Source organism: Halomonas elongata DSM 2581 (genome assembly GCF_000196875.2).
GTDB classification, from domain to species: Bacteria; Pseudomonadota; Gammaproteobacteria; order Pseudomonadales; family Halomonadaceae; genus Halomonas; species Halomonas elongata.
This window is the reverse complement of sequence record NC_014532.2, coordinates 1758045-1784944: the sequence shown is the minus strand read 5'-3', so window position 1 is coordinate 1784944 and position 26900 is coordinate 1758045. Positions and strand designations below refer to the sequence as shown.

25 protein-coding genes are annotated in these 26900 nt (G+C 64.1%); 11 read left to right on the top strand and 14 right to left on the bottom strand.

Features of this window, described 5'->3' with window-relative positions; translation table 11 throughout:
* Positions 1 to 16: 16 nt before the first annotated feature.
* The 7 genes from HELO_RS08420 to HELO_RS08390 all read left to right on the top strand — a co-directional run bounded on the left by HELO_RS08420 (position 17) and on the right by HELO_RS08390 (position 7188).
* Positions 17 to 931: a LysR family transcriptional regulator gene (locus tag HELO_RS08420; protein ID WP_013332292.1), complete on the top strand. Its 915-nt coding sequence runs from the start codon at positions 17 to 19 to the stop codon at positions 929 to 931.
* 53 nt (positions 932 to 984) lie between these two features.
* Entirely contained in the window at positions 985 to 2934 is a 1950-nt protein-coding gene (locus tag HELO_RS08415) for an acetoacetate--CoA ligase (RefSeq protein WP_013332291.1), read from the top strand.
* Positions 2935 to 3027: 93 nt separating this feature from the next.
* Positions 3028 to 3897 carry an acetyltransferase gene (locus tag HELO_RS08410; RefSeq protein WP_041602019.1) on the top strand — a complete coding sequence of 290 codons (870 nt, stop codon included), beginning with the start codon at positions 3028 to 3030 and terminating at the stop codon, positions 3895 to 3897.
* Positions 3846 to 4757 (top strand): LysM peptidoglycan-binding domain-containing protein, encoded by a 912-nt coding sequence (locus tag HELO_RS08405; RefSeq protein ID WP_013332289.1) that lies wholly within the window; start codon positions 3846 to 3848, stop codon positions 4755 to 4757. Before HELO_RS08410 ends, HELO_RS08405 begins: the two co-directional genes overlap by 52 nt.
* 111 nt (positions 4758 to 4868) lie before the next feature.
* Positions 4869 to 6026, top strand: a complete 1158-nt coding sequence (locus tag HELO_RS08400) for a glycosyltransferase family 4 protein (protein WP_013332288.1) — start codon at positions 4869 to 4871, stop codon at positions 6024 to 6026.
* On the top strand, positions 5998 to 6540 hold the full coding sequence (locus HELO_RS08395; protein WP_013332287.1) for a phosphatase PAP2 family protein: 543 nt from the start codon (positions 5998 to 6000) through the stop codon (positions 6538 to 6540). Before HELO_RS08400 ends, HELO_RS08395 begins: the two co-directional genes overlap by 29 nt.
* 24 nt (positions 6541 to 6564) lie before the next feature.
* Positions 6565 to 7188, top strand: a complete 624-nt coding sequence (locus tag HELO_RS08390) for an alpha-ketoglutarate-dependent dioxygenase AlkB family protein (protein WP_013332286.1) — start codon at positions 6565 to 6567, stop codon at positions 7186 to 7188.
* 81 nt (positions 7189 to 7269) lie between these two features.
* On the opposite strand, the gene gcvT is transcribed toward HELO_RS08390, so the two are convergent.
* Together gcvT and HELO_RS08380 are read right to left on the bottom strand one after the other, a co-directional pair.
* Positions 7270 to 8379: a glycine cleavage system aminomethyltransferase GcvT gene (gene gcvT / locus HELO_RS08385; protein WP_013332285.1), complete on the bottom strand. Its 1110-nt coding sequence runs from the start codon at positions 8377 to 8379 to the stop codon at positions 7270 to 7272.
* 130 nt (positions 8380 to 8509) lie between these two features.
* The gene (locus HELO_RS08380; RefSeq protein WP_013332284.1) at positions 8510 to 9886 is read right to left on the bottom strand and encodes an alanine/glycine:cation symporter family protein; all 1377 of its coding nucleotides are present in this window, start codon (positions 9884 to 9886) and stop codon (positions 8510 to 8512) included.
* 588 nt (positions 9887 to 10474) lie between these two features.
* On the opposite strand from HELO_RS08380, the gene gcvH reads away from it, so the two are divergent.
* On the top strand, positions 10475 to 10867 hold the full coding sequence (gcvH, locus tag HELO_RS08375) for a glycine cleavage system protein GcvH (RefSeq protein WP_013332283.1): 393 nt from the start codon (positions 10475 to 10477) through the stop codon (positions 10865 to 10867).
* 132 nt (positions 10868 to 10999) lie between these two features.
* Complete coding sequence (gene gcvP / locus HELO_RS08370) at positions 11000 to 13894, top strand: aminomethyl-transferring glycine dehydrogenase (protein WP_013332282.1); 2895 nt, start codon at positions 11000 to 11002, stop codon at positions 13892 to 13894.
* 89 nt (positions 13895 to 13983) lie between these two features.
* Here gcvP and HELO_RS08365 read toward each other — a convergent pair whose 3' ends face one another.
* Positions 13984 to 14931 carry a LysR family transcriptional regulator gene (locus HELO_RS08365; protein ID WP_041602018.1) on the bottom strand — a complete coding sequence of 316 codons (948 nt, stop codon included), beginning with the start codon at positions 14929 to 14931 and terminating at the stop codon, positions 13984 to 13986.
* Positions 14932 to 15122: 191 nt separating this feature from the next.
* Between HELO_RS08365 and ppnN the strand changes: the two genes are divergently transcribed.
* On the top strand, positions 15123 to 16484 hold the full coding sequence (gene ppnN / locus HELO_RS08360; protein WP_041602017.1) for a nucleotide 5'-monophosphate nucleosidase PpnN: 1362 nt from the start codon (positions 15123 to 15125) through the stop codon (positions 16482 to 16484).
* Positions 16485 to 16565: 81 nt separating this feature from the next.
* Here the strand turns inward: ppnN and HELO_RS08355 are convergent, their stop codons facing one another.
* Together HELO_RS08355 and HELO_RS08350 are read right to left on the bottom strand one after the other, a co-directional pair.
* A complete protein-coding gene (locus HELO_RS08355; protein ID WP_013332279.1) occupies positions 16566 to 16940 on the bottom strand; it encodes a hypothetical protein in 375 nt (124 codons plus the stop codon).
* A 2-nt stretch (positions 16941 to 16942) separates the two neighbouring features.
* Positions 16943 to 17407, bottom strand: coding sequence for a flavodoxin domain-containing protein (locus tag HELO_RS08350; RefSeq protein ID WP_041602016.1), 465 nt, complete (start codon positions 17405 to 17407; stop codon positions 16943 to 16945).
* Between the two features lie 117 nt (positions 17408 to 17524).
* Here HELO_RS08350 and HELO_RS08345 point away from each other — a divergent pair, with 117 nt between their 5' ends.
* Complete coding sequence (locus tag HELO_RS08345; protein WP_013332277.1) at positions 17525 to 17731, top strand: DUF2788 domain-containing protein; 207 nt, start codon at positions 17525 to 17527, stop codon at positions 17729 to 17731.
* A gap of 79 nt (positions 17732 to 17810) precedes the next feature.
* Here the strand turns inward: HELO_RS08345 and ihfA are convergent, their stop codons facing one another.
* From ihfA to HELO_RS08300, 9 genes are all read right to left on the bottom strand, one after another.
* On the bottom strand, positions 17811 to 18113 hold the full coding sequence (gene ihfA, locus HELO_RS08340) for an integration host factor subunit alpha (RefSeq protein ID WP_041602015.1): 303 nt from the start codon (positions 18111 to 18113) through the stop codon (positions 17811 to 17813).
* Positions 18114 to 18175: 62 nt separating this feature from the next.
* Positions 18176 to 20554: a phenylalanine--tRNA ligase subunit beta gene (gene pheT / locus HELO_RS08335; RefSeq protein WP_013332275.1), complete on the bottom strand. Its 2379-nt coding sequence runs from the start codon at positions 20552 to 20554 to the stop codon at positions 18176 to 18178.
* A 167-nt stretch (positions 20555 to 20721) separates the two neighbouring features.
* Positions 20722 to 21741 carry a phenylalanine--tRNA ligase subunit alpha gene (pheS, locus tag HELO_RS08330; protein ID WP_013332274.1) on the bottom strand — a complete coding sequence of 340 codons (1020 nt, stop codon included), beginning with the start codon at positions 21739 to 21741 and terminating at the stop codon, positions 20722 to 20724.
* Between the two features lie 181 nt (positions 21742 to 21922).
* Complete coding sequence (gene rplT / locus HELO_RS08325) at positions 21923 to 22276, bottom strand: 50S ribosomal protein L20 (RefSeq protein WP_013332273.1); 354 nt, start codon at positions 22274 to 22276, stop codon at positions 21923 to 21925.
* 36 nt (positions 22277 to 22312) lie between these two features.
* A complete protein-coding gene (rpmI, locus tag HELO_RS08320) occupies positions 22313 to 22507 on the bottom strand; it encodes a 50S ribosomal protein L35 (RefSeq protein WP_013332272.1) in 195 nt (64 codons plus the stop codon).
* 85 nt (positions 22508 to 22592) lie between these two features.
* A complete protein-coding gene (infC, locus tag HELO_RS08315) occupies positions 22593 to 23132 on the bottom strand; it encodes a translation initiation factor IF-3 (RefSeq protein WP_262982767.1) in 540 nt (179 codons plus the stop codon).
* A gap of 34 nt (positions 23133 to 23166) precedes the next feature.
* On the bottom strand, positions 23167 to 25065 hold the full coding sequence (thrS, locus tag HELO_RS08310) for a threonine--tRNA ligase (RefSeq protein ID WP_013332270.1): 1899 nt from the start codon (positions 25063 to 25065) through the stop codon (positions 23167 to 23169).
* A 219-nt stretch (positions 25066 to 25284) separates the two neighbouring features.
* Complete coding sequence (locus HELO_RS08305; RefSeq protein ID WP_013332269.1) at positions 25285 to 26097, bottom strand: OmpA family protein; 813 nt, start codon at positions 26095 to 26097, stop codon at positions 25285 to 25287.
* 281 nt (positions 26098 to 26378) lie between these two features.
* Positions 26379 to 26846, bottom strand: a complete 468-nt coding sequence (locus HELO_RS08300) for a DUF2489 domain-containing protein (RefSeq protein WP_013332268.1) — start codon at positions 26844 to 26846, stop codon at positions 26379 to 26381.
* Between the last annotated feature and the right edge of the window lie 54 nt (positions 26847 to 26900).

The window sequence follows — 26900 nt, the reverse complement described above, 5'->3', positions numbered from 1 at the left end:
CCATGAGACGCCCAGCATGACCGTCAAGCAGCTTCGGGCCTTTCTCGCCGTTGCCCAGACCCTCAGCTTCACCCAGGCCTGCGAACGGCTGCACCTCTCTCAGCCGGCGCTCAGCCTGACCATCAAGGGGCTCGAAGAAGCCCTCGGCGGACGCTTGCTCAATCGCAGCACGCGCAGCGTTCGCCTGACTCCGGAAGGCGAGTCCCTGTTACCGCTGGCCAAGCGCCTGCTGGCCGACTGGGACAACACCGAAGAAATGCTGCGCCAGCGCTTCACGCTGCAACTCGGCAGCGTTGCCGTGGCCGCCATGCCCTCCTTCGCCGGCAACCAGCTACCCTCCCTGCTGGCCAGCTTTCGGCGACGCCATCCCGGCATCAATGTCACCGTGCACGATGTCATCAACGAGGAGGTCATCGACATGGTGCGCCAGGGGCGCGTCGAACTGGGCATCGCCTTCGAACCCGAAGCCAGCGAAACGCTGCAGGTCGACCCACTGTTCATGGACCGCTTCGTCGCCGTGGTGCCCGCCGATTCCGAGCTTGCCGACTACCGGGACCTCGACTGGCCCCGGCTATTGACGCAGGATTTCATCACCCTGCAACGTCCCTCCACGGTGCGGCGAATGCTCGAACGACGCCTCGGCGATGCCGGCATTTCGCTGGCAGTGGCCTTCGAGAGCCATCAGTTGACCACGGTGGGACGCATGGTCGCCGACGGCCTGGGCGTGAGTGCCGTGCCGTCGCTGTGCATCGAGCAGATGCACGAACTCGGCGCACGCTGCCTGCCGCTGCATTCGCCGATCATCGAACGCACGGTCGGCGTGCTCTCGCCCGGAACCGGCGAACTCTCGATGGCCGCCCAGGCACTGCGTGACGTGCTGCGCGACGGCGTTGCGCCGCCCGCATTGGCACCTTCCGATGCTAGGCTGTAAATGGGTGCCTGCCGCCCGCAATACCCCGACCGAGACCCGATGAGAGGAACGACATGACCGCTCCACTCTGGCAACCTTCCCCCGAGACCATTGCCGCCACGCAGATGGCGTCGCTGATGCGTCGCATCGAGGCCGAGCATGGCGCGCAGCTGCACGATTACGCTGACCTGCATGCCTGGAGCGTCGACAATCCCGAGCGCTTCTGGTCTCTGCTCTGGGACGACTTCGAGATCGTCGCCGAACAGCGCGGCGGGCCGGTGCTCGAAGCGCCCGACGCCATGCCGGGAGCGCGTTGGTTCCCCGAGGCTCGGCTCAACTTTGCCGCCAACCTGCTGCGCCGCCGCGACGCGGCACCGGCCCTGATCGCCCACGACGAACGCGGACGCCGGCGCGAACTCAGCCACGCCGAACTGTATCGGCGCGTCGCCAGGCTGTCCCGCGCACTGCGCGACGATGGCGTCGAAGCGGGCGACCGGGTCGCCGGCTTCGTTCCCAACAGCGAGCATGCAGTGATCGCCATGCTGGCAACGGCGAGTCTCGGCGCCGTCTGGTCCTCCTGCTCACCGGACTTCGGCTTCCAGGGCGTCCTCGACCGTTTCGGCCAGATCACGCCCAAGGTGCTGATCGCCGCCGACGGCTACACCTGGAACGGCAAGCCCATCGACACTCGCTCCCGGCTGGCCGAGATCGCCCGCGCTCTCGATGGGCTCGAGACTCTGGTGGTGTTCCCCTTCCTCGACGACGCACCATCACTGGACGAGATTCCCGGCGCGGTGGCCTGGGACGACTACCTCGACAACCCGGCCGAGGACATCGACTTCCGTCCCCAGCCCTTCGACCATCCGCTCTACATCCTCTATTCATCGGGCACCACCGGCACGCCCAAGTGCATCGTCCACAGTGCCGGCGGCACCCTGCTCCAGCACCTCAAGGAGCACCGTCTGCACACCGACCTCTCCGCCGTGGACACCCTCTTCTACTACACCACCTGCGGCTGGATGATGTGGAACTGGCTGGTTTCCGGCCTGGCCAGCGGCGCGACCCTGGTGCTGTTCGACGGCGCCGCCTTCGCCCCCGACTCCAGCGTGCTCTGGCGCATCGCCGAACGCGAGGGCATCACGGTGTTCGGCACCAGCGCCCGCTACCTGGCCGCCTGTGAAAAGGAAGGGCTCGTCCCCGGACGAGATCACGACCTGACACCACTGCGTGCCGTCCTCTCCACCGGCTCGGCGCTGTCCCACGAATCCTTCGACTATGTCTACCGCGACATCAAGGACGACCTGCTGCTGGCTTCCATTTCCGGGGGCACCGATATCGTCTCCTGCTTCGCCCTGGGGTGCCCGATCCGCCCCGTCTATCGCGGCCAGTTGCAATGCCGCGGCCTGGGCATGGCCGTGGATGTCTTCGACGACGATGGCCGGCCGCTGCGCGGCGAGAAAGGCGAACTCGTCTGCACCCGCCCCTTCCCCTCGATGCCGATCGGCTTCTGGAACGATCCCGACAGTGAGCGCTACCACGACGCCTACTTCGCCACCTTCCCCGGCATCTGGGCCCATGGCGATTATGCCGAGATCACCCCCGAGGATGGCCTGATCATCCACGGCCGCTCCGATGCCGTGCTCAACCCCGGCGGGGTCAGAATCGGTACCGCCGAGATCTATCGCCAGGTCGAGAAGGTCGAGGGCGTTCTGGAGTCACTGTGCATCGGCCAGGAATGGGGCGACGACGTGCGCGTGGTCCTGTTCGTTCGCCTGAAGGACGGCCGCGTTCTCGACGACGCCCTGCGCGACGAGATCAAGGCCACCATTCGCGCCAACACCACCCCGCGCCATGTGCCGGCCCGCATCCTCCAGGTCAAGGATCTACCGCGCACCCTTTCGGGCAAGCTCGTCGAGCTGGCGGTGCGCAACGTGGTGCATGGCCAGCCGGTGAAGAACCGCGAGGCCCTGGCCAACCCCGAGGCGCTGTCGCTGTTCGAGGACCTGCCCGAATTGCGTGACTGAGCCCGGCTTCACTGCATGCGGAGAATGTCGTCTGGCGACCAGGCACATTCTCCATTAGCATTGCGGCTCATCACGATCATCAAGGAGGCCGGCATGTCGACCCTGAAGGGGCTCGTCAGCCTGCTGTTGCTGACTCTCAACACCCTGTTCTGGGCAGTGCCGCTGATCGCGCTCACCCTGCTCAAGCTCGTCACCCCCGGGCGCCCCCTGCGCCGCCGGGTGCTCACGGGACTCAACGCCATTGCCCGCTGGTGGCTGGACATCAACCTCTGGTGGATGCGTCATTGGCTGTCACCGCGACTCGACCTGGAACTGCCCGATGGCCTGAGTCGCGATGACTGGTGGCTGGTGCTCTCCAACCATCGCAGCTGGACCGATATCTTCGTGCTGCTGCTGGTGTTGCACCGCCGTATTCCCATGCCCCATTTCTTCGTCAAGCGCCAGTTGATCTGGATTCCGGTCGTCGGGCTGGCCTTCTGGGCCCTGGAATTCCCCATGCTCAGACGCCTGACCCGCGAACAACGCGAGCGACACCCCCACCTGGCACGCCGTGATCGCGAGGCTACCGAACGCATGTGCCGCCATGCCCGGGAGCGTCCCATCGCCATCTACAACTTCGTCGAAGGCACCCGGTTCACGCCCGCCAAGCACGCCGCCCGCCAAAGCCCCTACCGACACCTGCTGCCGCCCCGGGCGGGCGGCATCGCCCAGGTCGTCGGCTTGCTCGGCGACCGGCTCGGCGGCATCCTCGACGTGACCTTGAGCTACGACACCCCCGCCCCGCATTTCTGGCGATTCCTCTGCGGCCAGGAGGGGGTCATCCACCTCCGGGCACGTCATCTGCCAGTGCCCGACTGGATGCGAGCCGGCGATTACCATCAAGACCCGAACTACAAGGAACGCTTCCATTCATGGCTGAACGCCCTGTGGCAGGCAAAGGACGCTGCCCTCGACTCGCGCTGATACTGCTGCTCGCCCTGCTGACCGGTTGCGCCGGCCAGCCTTCGACACCGAACGGCTCCTCTGACGCGGCTGCCGGCACCTCCGGCAGTTGGGTGTCCATTCGCCGTGGCGACACCCTTGGTGACATCGCCCACCGCGCGAACGTCCCCTTGATCCGACTGCAGCGCTTCAACCCCGGCATCGAGCCCCGCGGGCTCGCCGTCGGCCAGCGTGTCCTGGTGCCCAGCCAACAGGAACGTGCGCCCTCCGGGGGACCCTACCGCTATCAGATACGCCCCGGCGACACCTTCACTTCGGTGGCCCGTCGCTTCGGCGCCGACCCGAGCCGAGTGGTCGCGGCGAACCCCGGTGTCACGGCGACCGACCTCAAGGTCGGTCAACTGATCAAGGTCCCCCTCGGCGGCAGTGCTTCCTCGGGCAGCAGTACGGCCTCGAGCGGCTCAACCCCGCGCCCGACCCGCCTGCCCGATCCCGGCACGCTACCCGGCGATGCCAAGGGATGGCCCTGGCCGCTCGACGACTATGACGTGGCCAGGCGTTTCGGCAAGGATGCCCATGGCACCCTGCAGCCCATGCTGCTCACCACCGGCAAGGGAGCGCGCGCCAAGGCCGTGGCCGGCGGCCAGGTGCGTTTCGCCGACAGCATGCGCCAGCTCGGCCAGGTCGTCATCGTCCACCACCCGGACAATCTGCAGAGCGTCTACGCCCGCTGCGCACGCCTGCTGGTCGACAGCGGCCAACGTGTCGAGCGCGGCACGCCGCTGTGTGTCGTGGGGACGGCGTCGAATGGCCGCCACGAGCTGTTGTTCGACATGCGTCATGGCGGCAAGCCGATGGATCCTCTGACCGTGTTGCGCTGAAGGCCGTTACGTCATCGGCTCTTCATCGCGCTGTCGTCCCGCTGTCATCGATGCCGGGCATGGTCAGTGTCAAAAGGCGTCATTCCGGCGCCGGCCGACACGAGGATCGACATGCGCATCTGCCTGGTCAGCGAAACCTGGTCACCGGATATCAACGGTGTCGCCCATACCCTGAAGCAGCTTAGCAGCGAGCTGTTGCGGCGAAACTCGACCCTGCAGCTGGTGCGCCCGCGCCCCGCCGGCCAGGCGCATCGGGCCGACGGCATGAGCGCCGAGCTGCAGGTCAGGGGGTTCTCGATGCCCGGTTACCGCGAAGTTCGCCTTGGCCTGCCGGCGGGTCGTCGCCTTAAACGCCTCTGGTCGGAAGAGCGTCCCGATGCCATCTATGTGGCCACCGAAGGGCCCCTGGGTTGGTCGGCGTTGCGCGTCGCCGAGAAACTCGGGATTCCGGTGGTCAGCGGCTGGCATACCAATTTCGATCATTACTGCCGCGACTACGGCATCGGCTGGCTCACTCCGCTGGTCACCCAACGCCTGCGCCACTTCCATAATCGCTGTGCCGGGACCCTGGTGCCCACCCGCCAGCAGGCCGAGGAACTGACGGCCAAGGGCTTCAAGAAGGTGCGCGTCATGGCCCGCGGCATCGATGGCGATGCCTTTTCACCGGCACATCGCAGTCCCGAGTTGCGCGAAAGCTGGGACAGCGACGAACACCGCCCCGTGGCGCTCTACGTCGGCCGGCTGGCACCGGAGAAGAACCTCGACCTGCTGCGCGATACCTTCTCCGCCATGCTGGCGGCTCGCCCCGAAATGAGCATCGTGGTGGTCGGCGACGGCCCGGGCCGCAGCAGCCTGGAAAAGGCCTTGCCGGATGTCCGTTTCACCGGCTTCGTCGACCCGCAAAGCCTGGCTAGACACTATGCCAGCGCCGATCTTTTCATCTTTCCGTCGATTTCCGAGACCTGGGGCAATGTAGTGCTCGAGGCCATGGCCAGCGGCCTGGCCGTCGTCGCCTTTCGCCATGCCGCCGGGGCCGAACTGATCGACAACGACATCAACGGCGTCAGCCTGGCCGTCGGCGACGAGGACGGTTTCCGCGACGCCGCTGTGGCCCTCAGCCAGCAGCCGGCGCGCTACGGCCGGCTGGGCCGAGCAGCCCGCGAGCGGGCACTGCAGTACCGTTGGCCCGCCATCACCGACGACTTCCTCGCTGCCCTGAACCTCGCTCAGGAGGTGTCCGATGAAACCACGCGTCCCTGCCGTGTTTGAACGACTCGACCTGCTGGAATGGCAGCTCTGCCAATGGATGGCCGGCTTCAGCATCTATCGCCGCTGGCTGGCCACCCTGCGCCTGGCCAGCCGCGCCGGGGACTGGCCCCTCTGGGTGGGGCTGATCCTGCTACAACCCCTGCTCCACGATACGGCGACGGGCTGGCGCCTGATGGTGCAATACGCCATCACGGCCCTGGTGGCCATCGCCTTCTATCGGCTGGTCAAGACCCGGCTATGCCGGGAGCGCCCGTTCATCACCTTCCACACCATCATCTGCAATGAGCCGGCCCGGGACCGCTACAGCTTTCCCAGCGGCCACACCATGCACGCGGTGATGTTTCTGACGCTGACCCTCGTGCATGCACCCTGGCTCGCCCCCTGGCTGCTGCCGGCGGTCATCCTGATCGCCATTTCGCGCGTCGGGCTCGGCCTGCACTACATCAGCGATGTCATCGCGGGTGCAGCCATCGGCTACGTCTTTGCACTGGGCAGCCTGTATCTGGCCGGCTAGGACACGGCATGGCATGCTGAGCGCATGTCACTCTTCACCCACGACGACGGCGGCGAGGTCCTGCTGGCTTCGCCGCCGCTGATCCGCTATTCCGCACTGCTGGGCAACACCGAAGCCACGGCCATCCTGGATCGCCTCGACGCCGAACTCGATTGGCAGCGTCCCAGCCTGCGGCTGTATGGACGCGAGCATCCGATACCGCGTCAGCAGGTCTGGATGGGCGACGTCGGCTACCGTTACTCGGGCCGGCGCTTCGCGCCGGATCCCTGGCATCCCTGTGTCCTGGCGATTCGCGACGCCGTACAGCGTCGCCTGGCCGACAGCGGTGTCGGGACACGCTTCAACAGCGTGCTGCTCAACCGTTACGCCGATGGCCGGGATCGCATGGGCTGGCACAGCGATGATGAACCCGAGCTCGGCGATTCACCCTTGATCGCTGCCGTGAGCCTGGGCAACGACCGCCCCCTGCGCTTCCGCTGGAAGGATCGCCACGCCCCGGCCTTCAACGTCGATCAGCCCCACGACAGCCTGCTGCTGATGGGCGCCGGCGTGCAGGCACGACTCGAGCACAGCCTGCCCTCACGGCAACGCCAGGGCCTGCGGATCAGCCTGACCTTCCGCTGGATCACCCCACTGGCGACTGACTGAGAACATTTCGGGCACAAAAAAACGGCCACCCTCGAAGGTGGCCGTTCTCATATGCCAGACAAGCAAGATAACGGTATAAGATCAACCGCGATGATAGCCCGGCTGTACGAAGGGCATCTTCGTCACCGTCATCGGCAGGCGCTTGCCGCGCACCTCCGCGTAGACCACGGTGTCGATGGCTGCCTGGTCGATGGATACGTAGCCCATGGCCACCGGACGTCCCACGCTGGGGCCGAAGCCACCGGAACACACGGCTCCGATCGCATTGCCGTCGCCATCATACAGCTCGACGCCCTCTCTGACCGGCGCACGGCCCTCGCCCAGTAGTCCCACCCGCTTGCGCTGGTGATCCTTCTCGGCAACCTGATGGAGAATGAGATCGGCGCCGGGGAATCCTCCGGGACGCTCGCCATCACGACGACGCGGCTTGCCGATGGCCCAGATCAGACCAGCCTCCACCGGGGTCGTCGTGGTGTCGATATCGTGACCGTAGAGGCACAGACCGGCCTCGAGACGCAGGGAGTCCCGGGCGCCCAGGCCGATTGCCTCGACTTCTTCCTCGGCCAGCAGGCGTCGTGCCAGAGCTTCGGTCTGCTCGGCGGGCACGGAAATCTCGAAACCGTCCTCGCCGGTATAACCGCTGCGGCTGATCCACACCTCAATGCCTTCGATGGTGAAGCGACCATGCTGCATGAACACCATCTCGCAAGCCTCGGGACACAGCCGTTGCATCACCGTCGCGGCTTCAGGCCCCTGCAACGCCAGCAGGCCGCGATCCAGCACCTCGAGTTCATGATCGGGCAAGCCACGACGCAGGTGCGCGATGTCCTGTTCCTTGCAGGCAGCATTCACCACCAGATAGAGATGATCGCCGGCATTGACGATCATCAGGTCATCGAGAATGCCGCCATCCTCGGCAGTGAACAGGCCATAACGCTGCCGGCCTTCCGGCAGGCCGACAAGATCCGCCGGCACCAGTGTCTCCAGCGCTTCGGCCGGATTCGGCCCGCGCAACAGCACCTGCCCCATGTGGGAGACGTCGAACAGCCCGCAGGCACGACGGGTATGCTCGTGTTCCTTCTTGACGCCCAGCTCGTATTGCACGGGCATCGAATAGCCCGCAAAGGGCACCATCCGTGCCCCCAGTTCCACATGCAGGTCGAAGAGCGGCGTCTTGCGTTGTTCGTTCATCGGTTCGCTAACCTTTCCCATGAAAATCGAGTTCAGGAAACACCGAATAAATTGCCGAGCGTCGTGAAGCTCAGGTATTTATTCCGCATTACCCGAATGGCCGGCACACGGCCGGCCATTCCATCACCGCTTACTTGTCGAGATCTTCGCCTGGCAGCACTTCCTTGCCGTCGAAATAGTCCTTCGTCAGCTTGAAGACCACCGGCGACAGCAGCGCCAGGGCGATCAGGTTGGGGATCGCCATCATGGCGTTGAAGACGCTGGCCAGCAGCCACACGAAGTTCAGCGGCAACACGGCCCCGGCGAAGATCGCCAGGATGTAGATCACCCGGTAGAACTTGATGGCGCCCACACCGAACAGGTACTCGAAGCACTTCTCGCCGTAGAACGCCCAGCCCAGGGTGGTCGTGAAGGCGAACACCGCCAGGGCGAAGGACACCACGTATTGCCCGATTCCCGGCAGGGCGGCCTCGAACGCCAGGGAGGTCAACGCCGCCCCGGTCTCGCCGGAGGTCCAGGCAGTGGTCAGGATCGCCAGGGCAGTGATGGAGCACACTACGATGGTGTCGATGAAGGTACCCAGCATGGCGATCAGGCCCTGGCGCACCGGGTTCTTGGTCTGCGCAGCGGCATGGGCGATGGGCGCACTACCGAGCCCCGCTTCGTTGGAGAACACCCCGCGCGCCACACCGAACTGGATGGCCTTGGCCACCGCCGCGCCGGCAAAGCCCCCTGCCGCGGAGATCGGCGTGAAGGCGTGACCGAAGATCATGCCCAGTGCCGAGCCGATCTGATCGGCGTTGATGATCAGCACCAGCAGGCCGCAGATGATGTAGGCCACCGCCATCACCGGCACCAGCTTGCCCGCCACCTTGGCGATACGCTTGATGCCGCCGAGGATGACCGCGCCGGCCAGCACCATGATCACCAGGCCGGTAACCCAGTGCGGCAGGCCGATCGACTCGCCGAGGCCATCGGCCACAGAGTTGGACTGCACGGTGTTGCCGATGCCGAAGGCCGCCACGGCGCCGAACAGGGCGAAGAGCCCGCCCAGCCAGGCCCACTTCTTGCCGAGGCCATTGCGGATATAGTACATGGGGCCGCCGACATGCTCGCCGGCCTCGTCGACCTGGCGATAACGCACCGCCAGCACCGCCTCGGAAAACTTGGTCGCCATGCCGACCAGGGCGGTGATCCACATCCAGAAGACCGCACCGGGACCACCCAGGAAGATGGCTGTCGCCACCCCGGCGATGTTACCGGTCCCGATGGTCGCCGACAGCGAGGTCATCAGCGCGTTGAAGGGCGACACCTCGCCTTCCTTCTCATCGCCTGAGGTCGTGCTGCGACCGCCCCACAGCAGCTTGAAGCCCATCCCCAGCTTGCGGATGGGCAACAGTTTGAGGCCAAGTTGCAGGTAGAGGCCGACGCCCAGCAGCAGCAACAGCATCAGCGGGCCCCAGACGACGCCTTCGATTGTCGTCAATATATTGGTCAAGGTTTCCACGTTTCGTCTCCCTAGGATTTCTTGTTATGCACCAGCGTGCATGGCTTTCATGGGCAGCCTGGACCGCGATGATACGAACAGGCGTACCATAGCGAATCCTTCCGTTGGTGCTCCAGTCTCCTATTGGAAAATCTCGGGATTTCTCCCCCGCACAGAACAAAGTATAGTCATCGGCCCGGCAGATCTCGCGTTCGGGGTCCCCCGCGGCAAGCCGCCTTCAGTGGCCGATCGAATTCGCTCATTGCTCGGCACGAGAAACATGTTTCCCATAAGAAACATTCCAACACTCTAGCGGTAGCGACCGGTTCGAACAAGCAGGCCACGCCCATATTGCCGCCCACTTCGGCCCCCACTCGCTCCCGAACCAACGAACCGTCAGGGCCACGCCGCTCCCGCAGCGCCGGACGCAATGACGAGCATGACCATGAAATGCTGACGTTCATGGGCATTTGTCCGGGGGTTTTCTAAGATGGGGATGGGCGTATCCCACGCACGGTGGAGATCTACCCCTTCGGGGCTCGCCAAACGACTTCGATGGCGTTAGGATTCTCCCCAACTCAGAAAAACTTTTCTTATAGGAAAAACATCATGAGCTCTATTCCTCCCAATCTGCGCTACGCCGAGAGCCACGAGTGGATTCAGGACAATGGTGACGGAACGGTGACCATCGGCATCACCGACCATGCCCAGCAGTCCCTGGGTGACGTGGTGTTCGTCGAATTGCCCGAAGTCGGAGCGTCACTCGCCAAGGGCGACGAGTTCGGCGTGGTCGAATCGGTCAAGGCCGCCTCGGATCTGTACGCTCCGGTCTCCGGGGAAGTGGTCGAAGTCAACGAGTCCCTGGAAGACGCTCCCGAGTCCATCAACGAATCGCCCTACGAGGATGCCTGGATCATGAAGGTACGCCTCGAGGACGGCAGCGATCTGGAGGACCTGCTCGACGCCGATGCCTACCAGGCCATCGCCGACGCCGAGGAGTGATCTCGTCGGCCCGGCCGACTGCGGCCGGGCCTTGTCCGAAGAGTCGATGAGTGCAGGCACGTTTCGGACACACCCCGCTCCTTTCCTGCGTATCCGGCACCCGAGTGCCACCACCTCACCAATAGGTATGTCATGGCTTTCGACAATCGCCGCCTGGCCGAGCTGGCCAACCACGATGCCTTCCTCCAGCGCCACAATGGCCCCAATGCCGAGGATGTGGCCGCCATGCTGGAGACACTGGATATCGACAGCATGGGCAGTCTCATCGATCGCACCGTCCCGGCGGGCATTCGCCTCGGACGCGAACTGGAACTGGATCCACCGCGCAGCGAAGCCGAAGCCCTGGACTACCTCTATCGACTGGCGCGCCAGAACCGCGTCGCCAAGAGCTATATCGGACAAGGCTATTACGACACCCTGCTGCCGGCAGTGATCCAGCGCAACGTGCTCGAGAATCCCGGCTGGTACACCGCCTACACGCCCTATCAGCCCGAGATATCCCAGGGTCGCCTGGAAGGCCTGCTGAATTTCCAGCAGATGGTCATGGACCTCACCGGCATGAGCCTGGCCAACGCCTCGCTGCTCGACGAGGCCACCGCCGCCGCCGAAGCCATGGCGCTGTGTCGGCGCGCCAACAAGAAGGCCAAGACCAACGCCTTCTTCGTCGCCGAGGATGTCTTCCCGCAGACGCTGGATGTCGTCCGTACACGGGCGCACTACTTCGACTTCGAATTGATCGTCGCCCCCGCCGAGCAACTGGCCGAGCACGATGTCTTCGGCGCCTTGCTGCAATATCCCGGCGACAGCGGCCAGGTCCGCGACCTCGCTCCCCTGCTGGCCAGCGCCCGGAAAAAGGGCATCATGACCTGCGTGGCCGCCGATATCATGTCGCTGGTGCTGCTCAAGGAGCCGGGGGCACTGGGGGCCGACATGGTGGTCGGCTCCGCCCAGCGCTTCGGCGTGCCCATGGGCTTCGGCGGCCCCCATGCCGCCTTCTTCGCCACCTCGGACAAGCTCAAGCGCTCGATCCCCGGTCGCATCATCGGCGTTTCCCGGGACGAGCGCGGGCACACCGCCCTGCGCATGGCCATGCAGACCCGCGAGCAGCACATCCGCCGCGAGAAGGCCACTTCCAACATCTGCACCGCTCAGGCACTGCTGGCCAACATCGCCGGCTTCTATGCCGTCTATCACGGCGCCGAAGGATTGCGCACCATCGCCGGCCGCATCCACCGCCTGACCACCATCCTCGCCGAGGGACTGCGCCGCGCGGGCATCAGCCTGGCCCACGACAGCTGGTTCGATACCCTGCGTCTGACCGGCGTGGATGCCGGCAAGATTCACGGCCGCGCCATGGCCCATGACGTCAACCTGCGCTACTTCGCGAACGGCGACGTCGGCCTGAGCCTCGACCAGACCACCACCGCCCATGACGTGGCACTGCTCTTCGATGTGCTGCTCGGCGAGGAACACGGCCTGTCCGTATCGGTTCTGGATGCCGAGATCGTCTCAGCGGGCACCAGCGGTATTCCCCAAGGCTGCCAGCGCGAGTCCGACTTCCTCACGCATCCGACCTTCCAGCGCTATCACAGCGAAACCGAGATGCTGCGCTATCTCAAGCGCCTGGAAAACAAGGACCTGTCGCTGGCACATGCCATGATTCCGCTCGGCTCGTGCACCATGAAGCTCAACGCCACCGCCGAGATGATACCCATCACCTGGCCCGAGCTGGCGCGCATCCACCCCTTCGCGCCCAAGGATCAGGTGGCCGGCTACAAGCAGATCATCGACGAGCTGGCCGCCTTTCTGGAAGAGATCACCGGCTACGACCACATCGCCATGCAGCCCAATTCCGGCGCCCAGGGCGAATATGCCGGCCTGGTGGCCATCCGCCGCTATCAGGCGACCCAGGGCGAGGGACATCGTGATGTCTGTCTGATTCCCAGTTCGGCCCACGGCACCAACCCAGCCTCGGCGGCCATGGCCCACATGAAGGTCGTGGTGGTCGAGTGCGACGCCAACGGCAACATCGACCTGGCCGATCTGCGCGCCAAGGCCGAGCAACACCGCGACAAGCTGTCGGCGATCATGCTCACCTACCCTTCCACCCACGGGGTCTTCGAGGAAGGAGTGCGCGAAGCCTGCGACATCGTTCATGAGCATGGCGGCCAGGTCTATATCGACGGCGCCAACATGAACGCCCAGGTGGGCCTGGCGCGCCCCGGCGATTTCGGCGGCGACGTCTCCCACCTCAACCTGCACAAGACCTTCTGCATCCCGCACGGCGGGGGCGGCCCCGGCATGGGACCGATCGGCGTCAAGGCCCACCTGGCGCCCCACGTTCCCAATCACAGCGTGCGCACTCTGGAAGGCGTCGAGGCCGACTCCGGTGCAGTGGCGGCGGCCCCCTTCGGCAGCGCCTCGATCCTGCCGATCTCCTGGGCCTACATCAAGATGATGGGCGCCCGGGGACTGCGCGAGGCCACCGAGCTGGCCATCCTCGGCGCCAACTACATCGCCCATCGACTGGGCGAGCATTATCCGGTGCTCTACAAGGGCGCCAACGGCACCGTGGCCCACGAATGCATCATCGATATCCGCTCGCTCAAGGCCGACTCGGGCATCAGCGAAGAGGACATCGCCAAGCGACTGATGGACTACGGCTTCCATGCGCCGACCATGTCGTTCCCGGTGCCCGGCACCCTGATGATCGAACCCACCGAGTCGGAATCCCTCTATGAGCTGGACCGGTTCTGCGATGCCATGATCAGCATTCGTGAAGAGATCGCCCGGGTCGAGTCCGGCGAATGGCCGGCGGACAACAACCCTCTGGTCAGAGCGCCGCACACCATGGCCGACCTGATGGATGACGCCTGGGAGCGCCCCTATTCCCGAGAAACCGGCGCCTTCCCCACCCAGGCAGTCAAGGCAGCCAAGTACTGGCCCGCCGTCAACCGGGTCGACAATGTCCAGGGCGACCGTCAGTTGATCTGCTCCTGTCCGAGCATCGACGCCTACCGGGATTGAGAAGGCCTGCAACACGACGCCCCGCCATGTGCGGGGCGTTGTCGTTTCAGCAGGACAGTGTCAGGAGGGCTTCCGGGCATCGCTCCCGCTCAGCTCGTTCCTTCGCCGCTTTCCACGGCACCGACGCTCTCCATCGACGGCTCGCCATGCCCGTAGCGCTCATGGCGGCGATGTTCGCGGAAAGCATCCAGCAGCCGGGCATAACGCCGCGGCATGCGGCTCCCCCGCCGGGTCACCAGATGCAGGGTCTCGTGAACCGGCTGCGGCAACGACAGCTCCTTGACCTGGCGCTGCCAGGGCGACGTCTCGAGTACCAGCCGCGACACCACGGTGAAGCCCAGGCCACGTGCCACGGCATCCAACACCATGCTCACCTCATTGGTGAAGCCCTGACGCGGGAAGTGGCTCATGGAGCGGAATTCCTGCGGGAAGTTGCAGCGCAGCAGAGTGTCGGCGTGGTTGACGCCGTCCGAATAGCTGATGAAGCCGATGCCCATCAGATCCGCCAGGCCGGTACCGGCGAAATCCGCCGGCACCACCAGGCACAACGGTTCCTGATGCCAGACCTCGCAGTCCACCTCGGGGTGGCGCACCGCCTCGGTGACGATTCCGAGGTCGTGACGCCCGGCGAGTACGTCACTGACGATCTCGTGGTTGAAGGCGAAGCTGTAGCTGACCGTCAATCCCGTGTGCATCTGCTGCTGGCCGAGGATGAAGGGATAGAGCATCAAACCGACGCTGCCGGGCGAAGCCAGTCGGCACTCGCCGCTGTCGAGGCTCTCGTCGTCCAGGGAGTGGCGGAACTGCTCGTGCTCGGCAAACAGCTTGAGGGCATAGTCATAGGCTCGCCGACCGGCCTCGGTCAGCGCGAAACGTCGCCCCTGGCGCTCGAGCAGGGAGCGTCCCAGGTACTGCTCGAGCTTGCGTACATGCTGGCTGACCCCAGGCTGGGTCATTTCCAGGCGACGCGCCGTCCGCGTGAAACTGCCCGTCTCGACCAAGGTGATGAAGGTGCGGAAATATTGGGCGTTGAACATGGCGCGTCGCATCGCTGTACAGGGAACCGGCGAGCCCATTCTACCAGTTGGCGGACATGCCCGCAGCGCTGCGCATCCCGCACGGCCGTGGTAGCATCCATGGCATGCAGTCTGGCTTCGCCACGACCGGCGAAGCCGGGGAGATGCCCCGGCAGACTCCCTCTTTCATCTCCGCGACACGGACGCTCCGAATGGCCGATACCATCTCCAGCACCATCTCGCCGGAAGGCAGCCTGGAAATCCTCTCCCAGCAGGAAGTCAACCGCCTGCACGACACCTCGCGCAGCGGACTGCACGAGCTGTTGCGCAGCTGTGCGCTGGCCGTCCTCAACTCCGGCAATCCCACCGACGACGGCCTGGCGTTGATGGAAACCTATCCGGATTTCGATATCGAAGTCATCCAGCAGGATCGCGGCGTACGCCTGAAATTGACCAATGCGCCCGCCGAGGCCTTCGTCGATGGCCGCATGATTCGCGGCATTCGCGAGCACCTTTCCTCGGTGCTGCGCGACATCGTCTATGTCTACAACGAAATCCAGACGCGCCGGCGCTTCGATCTGGACAGCGCCGACGGCACCACCAACGCCGTCTTCCACATTCTGCGCAAGGCCGGCACTCTCAAGCCCAGCCGCGATCCGAGCATCGTGGTCTGCTGGGGCGGCCACTCGATTTCGCGCGAGGAGTACGACTACACCAAGCACGTGGGCTACCACCTGGGGCTGCGTGAACTCGATATCTGCACCGGCTGCGGTCCGGGCGCCATGAAGGGGCCGATGAAGGGCGCCAACGTCGCCCACGCCAAGCAGCGTCGCAGCGAGGGCCGCTATCTCGGCATTTCCGAGCCCGGTATCATCGCCGCCGAAGCGCCCAATCCGATCGTCAACGAACTGGTGGTGATGCCCGACATCGAGAAGCGTCTGGAGGCCTTCGTCCGCCTGGGACACGGCATCATCGTCTTCCCCGGCGGCGTCGGCACCGCCGAGGAGATCCTCTATCTGCTCGGCATCCTGCTGCACCCGGACAATGACGACATGGAGCTGCCGGTCATCCTCACCGGCCCCGCCGACTCTGCCGACTACTTCAAGCGCATCGACGAATTTCTGGTCTATACCCTCGGCGAATCGGTACGGCAGCTCTACCGCATCATCATCGACGACCCCGTCGAGGTCGCCCGGGTCATGCGCAAGGGCATCGACAATGTCGGCGAGTATCGTCGTGCGCGGCAGGATGCCTTCTATTTCAACTGGCGGCTCACCGTGGCCCGGGATTTCCAGGAACCCTTCGATCCCACTCACGAAGCCATGGCGGCCCTGGCCCTGCACCGACACCAGCCGGTGCATGAACTGGCGGCCAACCTTCGACGAGCCTTTTCCGGCATCGTCGCCGGCAACGTCAAGGAACGCGGCATCCGCCTCATCGAAGCCAACGGCCCCTTCCGCCTCAATGCGGAACCCGAGCTGATGGCCCGTCTCGATGACTTGCTGAATTCCTTCGTCGCCCAGGGCCGCATGAAGCTCACCGGCAAATACGAGCCCTGTTACACCTTGGAATAAGAAGGAACAAGAGGAAAGAAACGAGGGGGAAAGGGAAGGAAAGACAAGCTGGCTCCAGGGTCTGGCCTGGAGCCTCAGGTGTTATTCCTTGCCCTTCTTCGCGGCGGGTTTCCACCACAAGCCCAGGGCGTGCAACAGCAACCCCAGGGCTGCACCATGCGACACCAGCAGCGGCCAGCCACTCCAGGCACCGAACAGTGCATGCCAGATCCCCGTGGCCAGCAGCCCGATCACCAGGCAAGCGACGAGACGGCGCATCAGGGCAGGCAGCGCGGCACGCGACGCAACGGGCAACAGCCACCACTGGAAAACGGCGAGCGCCGCCACGGCCACGCCGGCAATCGCCAGCAGGGCCAGATGGGTATCATGGCCACCGGCCAGGTAACGCGGCACGCTGGCCGCCATCAGAATCAACAGCCCGGCCAGCAGGCTGCAACGCTCAGATGAGGCGGCCACGCTCAGGCCACCTTGAGCTGCTGGGACTCGATCCAGTCGTCGACCCAGGGCAAGGCTGCATCGTCGGCCATGAAGGTTTCCATGGCGTCCACCTCGAGGCGCTCGCCGAGACGCTCGGCCCCCTGCCCCTGCAACACCTCGTCGAGGCTGCGACCGGCGCCACAGAAGGAATCCACGTAGGAGCTGTCGCCCATGGCGATCAGGCCGTACTTCAGGCCGACGAGCCCCGGGCTCTTCGCTTCCAGCTCGCGCACGAAAGCAACGAGATTGCCGGGATAGTCGCCACTGCCGGTGGTCGAGGTGCAAAATAAGGCCAGATCGGTCGGCGAGCCGATCAGGTCATCCAGCGTCGGCTGATCGAAGATCGATACCTCGTAACCGGCCTGTTCGAACAGTGGCGCAACCTGTTCGGCCACATCAAGGGCACCGCCATATACGGTTCCTACGAAGATCTTGAGCATGGGCATGTCGCGGATATTGCCTGAGAAATTCAGTCGGATATTAACACGTGCGCCCCGCCGCCGCACATCCCGGCGCCCGGGGATCACCGAGATGCACCGGGCCCGCGACTCAAAGGAGGAGACATGCAAGACGCCATCGACACCTGGATCACCCCTTTCATGATCGGCGGCTTGATGCTGTTCATGGGGTTCATCATCTGGGACCTGGCACGCAAGTCCGGCGCGGGACGCTTCGGCACCGTCATGCTGTTCGTGGTGCTTGGCGCCGGCATGCTGGCCTACCTGATCAAGGTCGTGATCGGCTGGTCACTGGAGCACGGCGTACTCTGAGTCTCGAATACGACGACGCCGCCACTTCCCGGGGAAATGGCGGCGCCTGTCTCGTGGCTCGATGCGGCGTGGTGGAGATTCAGCTCTGGTCGCCGGTGTATGCCTCGACCTGCGACTTGAGCTTCTGGCCAGGACGAAAGGTCACGACCCGACGGGCGGAAATCGGAATCTCCTCACCCGTCTTGGGGTTGCGCCCCGGTCGCTCACGCTTGTCGCGCAGGTCGAAATTGCCGAATCCAGACAGCTTGACCTGCTCGTTCTCGCGCAGGCAGCCCCGGATCTCCTCGAAGAAGGACTCCACCATGGACTTGGCCTCGCGCTTGGAGAGGCCAAGCTCGGCGTGCAGGTGTTCGGCCAGCTCGGCCTTGGTCAACGCCCCCATGTCGCTTTCCTCACGCTGTGGTGGTCGAGCCAATTCTTGCCTCCAGAGCCGTCCCGAGGGCTTCATGCGCGCAACTCGGCACCCAGGTGCAAACGCGATTCCTCGACGATGGCATCGACCAACTGATTGATTTCATCGTCATTTAGCGTGCGCGAAGGATGCTGCCAGGTCAAGCCCAAGGCTACGCTCTTTCGCCCTTCCGGTACGCCCTTGCCTTGATAGACATCGAACAGGTGCGCCTCGACCAGCCATTCACCGGCCTGGGCTCTCAGGGTATCCAGCAGGGCCTGCACCGGTTGTTCCGCGTCGACCAGGAAGGCCAGGTCGCGTCGCACCTCCGGATAACGCGACAAGGGCTTGAACGCCGGCACCCGGCCATGGGTCAGAGCATCCAGGCGAACCTCGAAGAGCAAGGCGTCGGTCTTGAGGCCCAGCCGGGCACGTACCGCCGGATGCAGGGTGCCGATCCAGCCGGCTTCCTGACCACGATACATCACCCGCGCGCACTGCCCGGGATGCAAGGCAGGATGTGCACCAGGCTCGAAGCGCCAGGCCTCGGCCTCGCCGCCCATCTCGATCAGGCTCTCGAGATCGCCCTTGAGATCGAAGAAGTCGACCTGCTCCTTGCCGCCGCTCCAGCCCTCCGGCTCGCGACTGCCACAGATCAGCGCGCCGAGCATCGGCACCTGGTCGAGATCGTCGAGCTCGCCGCGGAATACCAGGCCTGTCTCGAACAGCCGGACGCGATTCTGCTGACGGTTGAGGTTGTGCTCGAGCGCCCGCACCAGGCCGGGGAAAAGACTGGCACGCATCACCGACAGATCGCTGGAAATGGGGTTGGCCAGCACCGGCGACACGGCTTCGGGCAGCAACGTCTCCTGCAGGTCAGGCGCCACGAAGCTGTAGGTCACCGCTTCGAAGTAACCCCGCGAGACCATGCGCTGACGCAGGGCGGAAAGCGGCGTGCGCGCTTCGTTATCCGGACGCGGACCAAGAAGAGCCCGAGGATGACGCGCCGGCAACTGGTTGTAGCCGTGGATGCGCGCCACTTCCTCGATCAGGTCTTCCTCGATGGCGATATCGAACCGCCAGCTCGGCACCCTGGCCCGCCAGCCTTCATCGACGCGCTCGACACTCATGCCCAGGCGTTCGAGAATCTCGCCGACCTCGTCGTCAGGCAACACCTTGTCCAGGGCCTGGTCGAGCCGCGTGCGCCGCAGCACCACCTCACGGTCGTCGGGCAGCTTAGATTCGTCGGCCGCTTCGATCAGCGGACCGGCTTCGCCGCCGGTGATCTCCAGCAGCAAGGCGGTGGCACGCTCAGCGGCCTCCCGGGCGAGCCGCGGGTCGACGCCACGCTCGAAACGGTGCGACGCATCGGTGTGCAGGCCGTAGGCGCGAGCCTGGCCGGCCACGGCCAGCGGCGAGAAGTGCGCGGCTTCGAGGAAGATGTCGCGGGTGTCGACACTCACTCCCGAGTGCTCTCCCCCCATGACACCGCCGATGGCCAGAGGACCACGCTCGTCGGCGATGATCAGGGTATCGCCGTTCAGCGTGATGGTCTGGCCATCGAGCAGCACCAGCTGTTCGCCCTGGCGGGCCCGACGCACTACCACGGCACCGTCGAGATTGGCCCGATCGAAGGCGTGCAGGGGCTGGCCGAGTTCGAGCATCACGTAGTTGGTGATATCGACTACCGGATCGATGGAGCGAATGCCACTGCGGCGCAGGCGCTCGACCATCCACAGCGGCGTCTCGGCCGTCACGTCGACGCCCTTGATCACCCGCCCCAGGTAGCGCGGACAGCCCTCGGTGTCCTCGACCCGCACCGGGAAGGTTTCCTCGTGCACGGATGCCACCGGGGCAACACTCGGCCCCTCGACGGGCAGGCGATTGAGCACGCCGACCTCGCGCGCCATGCCCTTGATGCTCAGGCAGTCGCCCCGGTTGGGCGTCAGGTCCACCTCGATGGTGCTGTCGTCGAGGGTCATGTAGGTGCGGAAGTCCTCGCCGACCGGCGCCGCCGACGGCAGCTCGAGGATACCGGCGGAGGTTTCCTCTTCCAGCCCCAGCTCGGAGGCGGAGCAGATCATGCCGCGGGATTCGACGCCGCGCAGCTTGGCCTTCTTGATCTTGAAGTCACCGGGCAGCACGGCACCGACCCGGGCGAAGGCCACTTTCTGGCCCTCGGCGACATTGGGGGCACCGCAGACGACCTGCAGCCGCTCGACACCGTCGTCGACCTGGCAGACGTTGAGCTTGTCGGCATCGGGATGCGGCGCCCGCTCGATCACCTCGGCCACTACCACGCCATCGAAGGCCGCGGCCACGGGCTCGATGCCATCCACCTCGAGGCCGGCCATGGTGATCTGATCGGCCAGCGCCTGAGTCGCCAACGCCGGAGAGACCCATTCACGCAGCCACTGTTCGGAAAATTTCATGACAAATCCTATCGCTGTGCTCTCTAGGAGTATCGCAGTCGGCGACACGGAGACGGGTCGTCGACAGGTCTACGAGGAAGCGCTGAGCCCCTTCCCCGGGCGCTACCTGCCCCCGCCCCGTGCATCAAGCCTGACGACAATACTCCCTGGCTGTGTACTGGTGACAATCAGGCAAACTGCTGCAGGAAGCGCAGGTCATTATCGAAGAACAGCCGCAGGTCGTTGACGCCATAACGCAGCATGGCCAACCGCTCGGCCCCCATGCCGAAAGCGAAGCCGGTATAGCGCTCGCTGTCGATACCCGAGTGGCGGAATACTTCCGGATGCACCATGCCGCAGCCCATGACTTCCAGCCAACCGCTGTGTGAGCAGACCCGGCACCCTGCCCCGTCGCACATCACGCACTGGATATCGACCTCCGCCGAGGGCTCGGTGAAGGGGAAATAGGAGGGACGAAAGCGCACGGCCAGATCGTCCCGCTCGAAGAAGGCATGCAGGAAGTCCTGAATGGTGCCCTTCAGGTCGGAGAAGCGCACGTCCTCGTCAACCAGCAGCCCTTCCACCTGGTGGAACATCGGTGTATGCGTCAGGTCGGAATCGCTACGGTAGACACGCCCCGGGCAGACGATGCGGATCGGCGGCTCGGTGCTCTTCATGGTGCGCACCTGTACCGGCGAGGTGTGGGTACGCAGCAGCCGGGTGGCGTCGAAGTAAAAGGTGTCGGCCATGCCCCGCGCCGGATGATGAGCGGGAATGTTGAGGGCCTCGAAGTTATGGTAGTCGTCCTCGATCTCGGGCCCGACCGCCACGTCGAACCCGACATGGGTGAACAGCCCCTCGATGCGCTCCAGGGTCCGGGTCACCGGATGCAGGCCGCCGCTGGGCTGGCCGCGCCCCGGCAGTGTCACATCCAGTGTTTCGGCGGCCAGCCGCGCTTCGAGGTCGGCCTTCTCGAGCGCCTGCTTGCGCTCTTCGAGATCGGCGGACAACGCCTGCTTGGCCTGGTTGATTCGCTCCCCTGCGGCCGGACGCTCTTCCGCCGGTAGCTGGCCCAGGCCCTTGAGCAGCGCGGTGATCTCGCCCTTCTTGCCGAGGTAGCGCACGCGCAGCTCATCCAATGCGGCCATGCTTTCAGCGGCCTGGATGGCATCGCGGGCCTCGGCGACCAGAGTGGGAAGGTGGTCCATCCGTTGATGCTCCGAATTCTTGGTCCGGTCATCGCCGATCGATATTCCGCCAGGCGGTTTTCGTCGACGCGATCGGGTGTCGCATGCAAAAAAAACAGGGGAAGAGCGGCTGCTCTTCCCCTGTGACGATCATCGGGGCGGCGCTTCGCGCTCGGCGGGCACCGCACCCTCTCGATCCCCGTTACTGGGCAGCCTTGGCCTTCTCGACGATAGCGGCAAACGCTGCCTTCTCGTTGACGGCCAGGTCGGCCAGCACCTTGCGGTCGATCTCGATCCCGGCCTTCTTCAGGCCACCGACGAAGCGGCTGTAGGACAGGCCGTGCTGACGGGCACCGGCGTTGATGCGCTGGATCCACAGGGCGCGGAACTGGCGCTTACGCTGGCGACGGTCACGATAGGCATACTGACCGGCCTTGATGACAGCCTGCTTGGCCACGCGAAAGACGCGCGAACGGGCACCGTAGTAACCCTTGGCCTGCTTGAGGATTTTCTTGTGACGACGACGTGCGACGACACCACGCTTGACACGAGTCATGGCTTACTCCTGACGTTGAAGAATGACAACCAAGGGTTACAGGTTCGGCAGCATACGCTGCACGAGCGGCTTGTCGGCGTCGTGAATCTGCTTCATACCACGCAGGTGACGCTTACGCTTGGTGGACTTCTTGGTCAGGATGTGGCTACGAAACGACTGCTTGTGCTTGAAGCCGTTGGCCGTCTTCTTGAAGCGCTTGGCAGCGCCGCTGTTGCTCTTGATTTTCGGCATGAGTTGAACTCCGCTCGAGGTTTTTGAGAAAACCCGGGGCCGATGGCGGGCATCACACCCGCCACCCGTTTGACTGGCCGCCGGATCACTTCTTCTTGGGGGCAATGATCATGATCATCTGACGACCTTCCATCTTGGGGAAGGACTCGACAGTACCGATCTCTTCGAGATCGGCGGCGATGCGCTCCATCAGCTTGCGGCCGATGTCCTGGTGGGCCATCTCGCGACCGCGGAAACGCAACGTGACCTTGCCCTTGTCGCCACTTTCGAGGAAGCGCGTCAGGTTCTTCATCTTGACCTGATAGTCGCCCTCGTCAGTGCCAGGCCGGAACTTGACTTCCTTGACCTGGATCTGCTTCTGCTTTTTCTTCTGTGCCGCCTTCTGCTTCTTCTGCTCGAAGACGAACTTGCCGTAATCCATGATCTTGCAGACGATCGGATCGGCATTGGAAATCTGCACGAGATCCATCCCCGCCGCCTCGGCGCGCTCCAGCGCATCGCGAGTGGGCATGATGCCCAGCTGCTCGCCGTCGCTATCGATCAGGCGCACCTGCTCGTCGGTGATTCTCTCGTTCATCGGGGGACGCTTTTCCTGCGGGCGTCCTCTGGGGTTGCTTCTCTTGATGGTTCCGTCTCCACTTTAGTCTTGGAAGATGTCGCTAGCGCCGCTCGGCCTGAATCCGGTCAATGAAGGCATCCACCGTCATGGTGCCGAGATCCTCGCCACTGCGCGAGCGCACGGCCACCGAGTCGGCTTCGACTTCCTTATCTCCCACCACCAGGAGATAGGGGACCTTCTGCAACGTATGCTCGCGGATTTTAAAGCCGATCTTCTCATTCCTCAAGTCCGCCTTGACTCGCAAGCCCTTTTTCTGCAAGCGCTGCTCGAGGTAAGTGGCATAATCGCGCTGTGCATCGGTGATCGTCAACACCACAGCCTGCTGCGGTGCCAGCCACAGCGGCATGGCGCCGGCATAGTGCTCGATGAGGATACCGATGAAGCGTTCCATCGAGCCGACGATGGCCCGGTGCAGCATCACCGGCGAGCGTCGCTCCCCGTCCTCGGCCACATACTGGGCGCCGAGGCGCACCGGCATCATGAAGTCGACCTGCATGGTGCCCACCTGCCACTCGCGGCCCAGGCAGTCCTTCATATGGTATTCGATCTTGGGACCATAGAAGGCGCCCTCGCCCGGCAATTCATCCCAGTCGACGTCGCAGGTCCGCAGAGCGCCACGCAGCGCTTCTTCGGCACGGTCCCAGACGGCGTCGTCGCCGAGGCGCTTTTCAGGACGCAGGGCGATCTTGACGGCAATGTCCTCGAAGCCGAAGTCACGATAGACCTGCAGGGCCTGGCGGTGAAAGCTGGTGACCTCGGGCTCGATCTGCTCTTCAGTGCAGAAGACGTGGCCGTCGTCCTGGGTAAAGGCACGCACGCGCATGATGCCATGCAGGGCACCGGAAGGCTCGTTGCGGTGGCAGCCGCCGAACTCGCCATAACGCACCGGCAGTTCGCGGTAGCTGCGCAGGCCCGAGTTGAAGACCTGCACGTGCCCCGGGCAGTTCATCGGCTTGAGCGCGTATTCACGCTTCTCCGACTCGGTGAAGAACATGCCGTCGGCATAGTTGTCCCAGTGACCTGATTTCTTCCACAGCGACACATCCATCACCTGCGGACAGCGGATCTCCTGATAACCGCCATCCTTGTACACTTGGCGCATGTACTGCTCGACAACCTGCCACAGTGTCCAGCCACGCGGATGCCAGAACACCATGCCCGGCGCTTCCTCCTGCATATGGAAGAGATCGAGCTTGCGCGCCAGTTTGCGATGGTCCCGCTTCTCGGCCTCCTCGAGACGCTTGAGGTAGGCCTTGAGCTGCTTCTTGTCGCCCCAGGCGGTGCCGTAGATGCGCGTCAGCATGGGCCGTTCGGCATCCCCGCGCCAGTAGGCGCCGGCCAGCTTGGTCAGCTTGAAGGCCTTGAGATGACGGGTATTGGGGACGTGAGGCCCCCGACACATGTCGGTGTATTCCTGGTGATGATAGAGGCGGATCGTCTCCCCTTCGGGGATCTCGCGCACGATCTCCTGCTTGTAGGGCTCGTCGCGATGCAGGAAGGTCAGCATGGCGCGGTCGCGGTCGACGTATTCGCGCACGACATCGTAACCGGTCTCGATCAGCGACTTCATGCGTGCTTCGATCGCCTCGAGATCCTCGGGAGTGATCGAGCGACCGAAGTCGATATCGTAGTAGAACCCGTCTTCGATCACCGGGCCAATGGCCATCTTGGCATCCGGGTAGAGTTGCTTGACCGCATGACCGATCAAGTGGGCGCAGGAGTGACGAATGATGTCCAGCCCCTCGGGGTCACGGGCAGTGATGATCGCCACTTCGGCGTCATGATCGATGATGTCCGCTGCGTCCACCAGCTCGCCATCGATACGACCGGCCACACAGGCCTTGGCCAGGCCGGTACCGATGCTCTCGGCCAGTTGCATGATGGAGAGGGGCTCGTCGAAGGATCTCTGACTGCCGTCCGGCAGGGTCACGATGGGCATGATGAAGCGATTCCTTGTGCACAGTGGTGATCCATACCAAGGATCACATGTCGCGAGAAGATGGGTTGCCTTGAGCGGCATTAGCCTACCAGACGCCCTACCGACAGCGCCATGGTCAGGCCGAATCAACAATGAAAAAGGCGCCCGAAGGCGCCTTTCCGACTCTATTCGGCGCCCCGACGCAAGGCCGGGGCGCTGTGAGGTCGACTCAGGAGAGGATCACTCCCACTCGCCAAGCTCGACACGACGGTTCTCGGCACGACCCGCCTTGGTGTCGTTGCTGGCCACCGGCTGCTCTTCGCCATAACCGATGGTGGTCATGCGATTGGCGGCAATGCCCTGGCTGGCCAGGAAGCTTGCCACGGAATCGGCACGACGCTGAGACAGGTCCTTGTTGTACTGGGCCGGACCGACGGAGTCGGTGTGACCTTCGATACGCACACGGACGTTCTCGTTGGCGCGCAGCTTGGAAGCCACATCAGTCAGCACGGACTCGGCGCCCATAGTCAGCTGAGCGGAGTCAAACTCGAAGTTGACGTCCTGCAGCACCAGGTCCTCGACACAACCCAGGGCATTGACCTCGGCACCGGCCGGGGTACCCGGGCACTGGTCCTGATAGTCCGGCACGCCGTCACCATCGGAATCCAGCGGGCAGCCGACGGCGTCAACGGCGACACCGGCCGGGGTACCCGGGCACTGGTCCTTGTCGTCCGGCACGCCATCGCCATCGCTGTCGCCGACAGGGGCCGGACCCTTGTTCGGCTCGGCGCACAGCAGCGCGGCCGCCGTGGCACCGACAGTACCGCCGACATAGGCGCCAGTGTCCTCGTCGTCGTCATCGGAGACACCGTAGCCGATACCGGCACCGATCAGGCCGCCTGCAACGCTGCACACAGCAGGATGCTTGTACCAGGCACGATCAGACGTCGAGCTGTCGCCCATGCCGGAGGATTGAGACGCCGAACTGGCGCAGCCGGAAAGACCGACCACCAGCGCGGAACCGAGCAACAAGCCAGTCGTTGATTTTTTCATGTAAGACTCCTTCTTGACACAAATCTAGCGGGGCCAGCATAGGGCTTAGCCATCCAGCGAGTCCGATGGTATGGCCAACCGGAGACGGATCTTGTCCGCCCACACCGACCAAGAAAGCACGAAATCGCGATCTCGGCCAATCAACGGCACGTAATGACCGGGACTCCATCCACTTATCAGTCATCTACGTCGCGATTAGCAGCTTGCCGGAGACTGAGTCACCTTTCAATCGAAAAACGCACTGAAAAGTGTAATACATTGTTTTGTTTAGGTCATTCAAATCAATGCAAAGAATCCGGCCAGCCGCGTCGAAACACCAGGGCATGCGAGGCTGCTTTGATGACCTCGTCACGCCATTCGTCCTCTACTTTCAAGCGTTCACGATCCTCCTGGAAGCGCGCCCTGGGGGTCAGAGCCTGCCGCGCCGAATGCGTATGCAGATGACGAGTTCGCTCATGAACCTCGGCAAATGCGAGGAATTCCGGCCGCGAAACCAATGATGGATCGAGGATGTCCAGAAGCGTCTTGCAGCGCCAGGCGCCTTCGGTAATATCGACTTGCCCCTGCTGCAAGGCATTGGCCACCAGCTCGAGATTCTCCAGGCAGTTATCGTGTGCCCGACGTAATTCCTCCTCGCGAAATGCCTGCCGACGACGGACTTCCCGCCATAACACATAGGCATAAACGCCGAGGCCTGCCACGATGGCCAGGCCAAGGCCCAGCAGGATCAAGGCGATAGTGGTGGACATCAATCTGGATTCCTGTCGACGAGTGACTTGGAGCGGGCTGCATTCTATACCGGT

Excerpts from the sequence above, each read along its gene's own strand:
- HELO_RS08420 (WP_013332292.1), top strand. The coding sequence starts at position 17 with ATGACCGTCAAGCAGCTTCGGGCCTTTCTCGCCGTTGCCCAGACCCTC.
- HELO_RS08415 (WP_013332291.1), top strand. The coding sequence starts at position 985 with ATGACCGCTCCACTCTGGCAACCTTCCCCCGAGACCATTGCCGCCACG.
- HELO_RS08410 (WP_041602019.1), top strand. The coding sequence starts at position 3,028 with ATGTCGACCCTGAAGGGGCTCGTCAGCCTGCTGTTGCTGACTCTCAAC.
- HELO_RS08405 (WP_013332289.1), top strand. The coding sequence starts at position 3,846 with ATGGCTGAACGCCCTGTGGCAGGCAAAGGACGCTGCCCTCGACTCGCG.
- HELO_RS08400 (WP_013332288.1), top strand. The coding sequence starts at position 4,869 with ATGCGCATCTGCCTGGTCAGCGAAACCTGGTCACCGGATATCAACGGT.
- HELO_RS08395 (WP_013332287.1), top strand. The coding sequence starts at position 5,998 with ATGAAACCACGCGTCCCTGCCGTGTTTGAACGACTCGACCTGCTGGAA.
- HELO_RS08390 (WP_013332286.1), top strand. The coding sequence starts at position 6,565 with ATGTCACTCTTCACCCACGACGACGGCGGCGAGGTCCTGCTGGCTTCG.
- gcvT (WP_013332285.1), bottom strand. The coding sequence starts at position 8,379 with ATGAACGAACAACGCAAGACGCCGCTCTTCGACCTGCATGTGGAACTG.
- gcvH (WP_013332283.1), top strand. The coding sequence starts at position 10,475 with ATGAGCTCTATTCCTCCCAATCTGCGCTACGCCGAGAGCCACGAGTGG.
- gcvP (WP_013332282.1), top strand. The coding sequence starts at position 11,000 with ATGGCTTTCGACAATCGCCGCCTGGCCGAGCTGGCCAACCACGATGCC.
- HELO_RS08365 (WP_041602018.1), bottom strand. The coding sequence starts at position 14,931 with ATGTTCAACGCCCAATATTTCCGCACCTTCATCACCTTGGTCGAGACG.
- ppnN (WP_041602017.1), top strand. The coding sequence starts at position 15,123 with ATGGCCGATACCATCTCCAGCACCATCTCGCCGGAAGGCAGCCTGGAA.
- HELO_RS08350 (WP_041602016.1), bottom strand. The coding sequence starts at position 17,407 with ATGCCCATGCTCAAGATCTTCGTAGGAACCGTATATGGCGGTGCCCTT.
- HELO_RS08345 (WP_013332277.1), top strand. The coding sequence starts at position 17,525 with ATGCAAGACGCCATCGACACCTGGATCACCCCTTTCATGATCGGCGGC.
- ihfA (WP_041602015.1), bottom strand. The coding sequence starts at position 18,113 with ATGGGGGCGTTGACCAAGGCCGAGCTGGCCGAACACCTGCACGCCGAG.
- pheT (WP_013332275.1), bottom strand. The coding sequence starts at position 20,554 with ATGAAATTTTCCGAACAGTGGCTGCGTGAATGGGTCTCTCCGGCGTTG.
- pheS (WP_013332274.1), bottom strand. The coding sequence starts at position 21,741 with ATGGACCACCTTCCCACTCTGGTCGCCGAGGCCCGCGATGCCATCCAG.
- rplT (WP_013332273.1), bottom strand. The coding sequence starts at position 22,276 with ATGACTCGTGTCAAGCGTGGTGTCGTCGCACGTCGTCGTCACAAGAAA.
- rpmI (WP_013332272.1), bottom strand. The coding sequence starts at position 22,507 with ATGCCGAAAATCAAGAGCAACAGCGGCGCTGCCAAGCGCTTCAAGAAG.
- thrS (WP_013332270.1), bottom strand. The coding sequence starts at position 25,065 with ATGCCCATCGTGACCCTGCCGGACGGCAGTCAGAGATCCTTCGACGAG.
- HELO_RS08305 (WP_013332269.1), bottom strand. The coding sequence starts at position 26,097 with ATGAAAAAATCAACGACTGGCTTGTTGCTCGGTTCCGCGCTGGTGGTC.
- HELO_RS08300 (WP_013332268.1), bottom strand. The coding sequence starts at position 26,846 with ATGTCCACCACTATCGCCTTGATCCTGCTGGGCCTTGGCCTGGCCATC.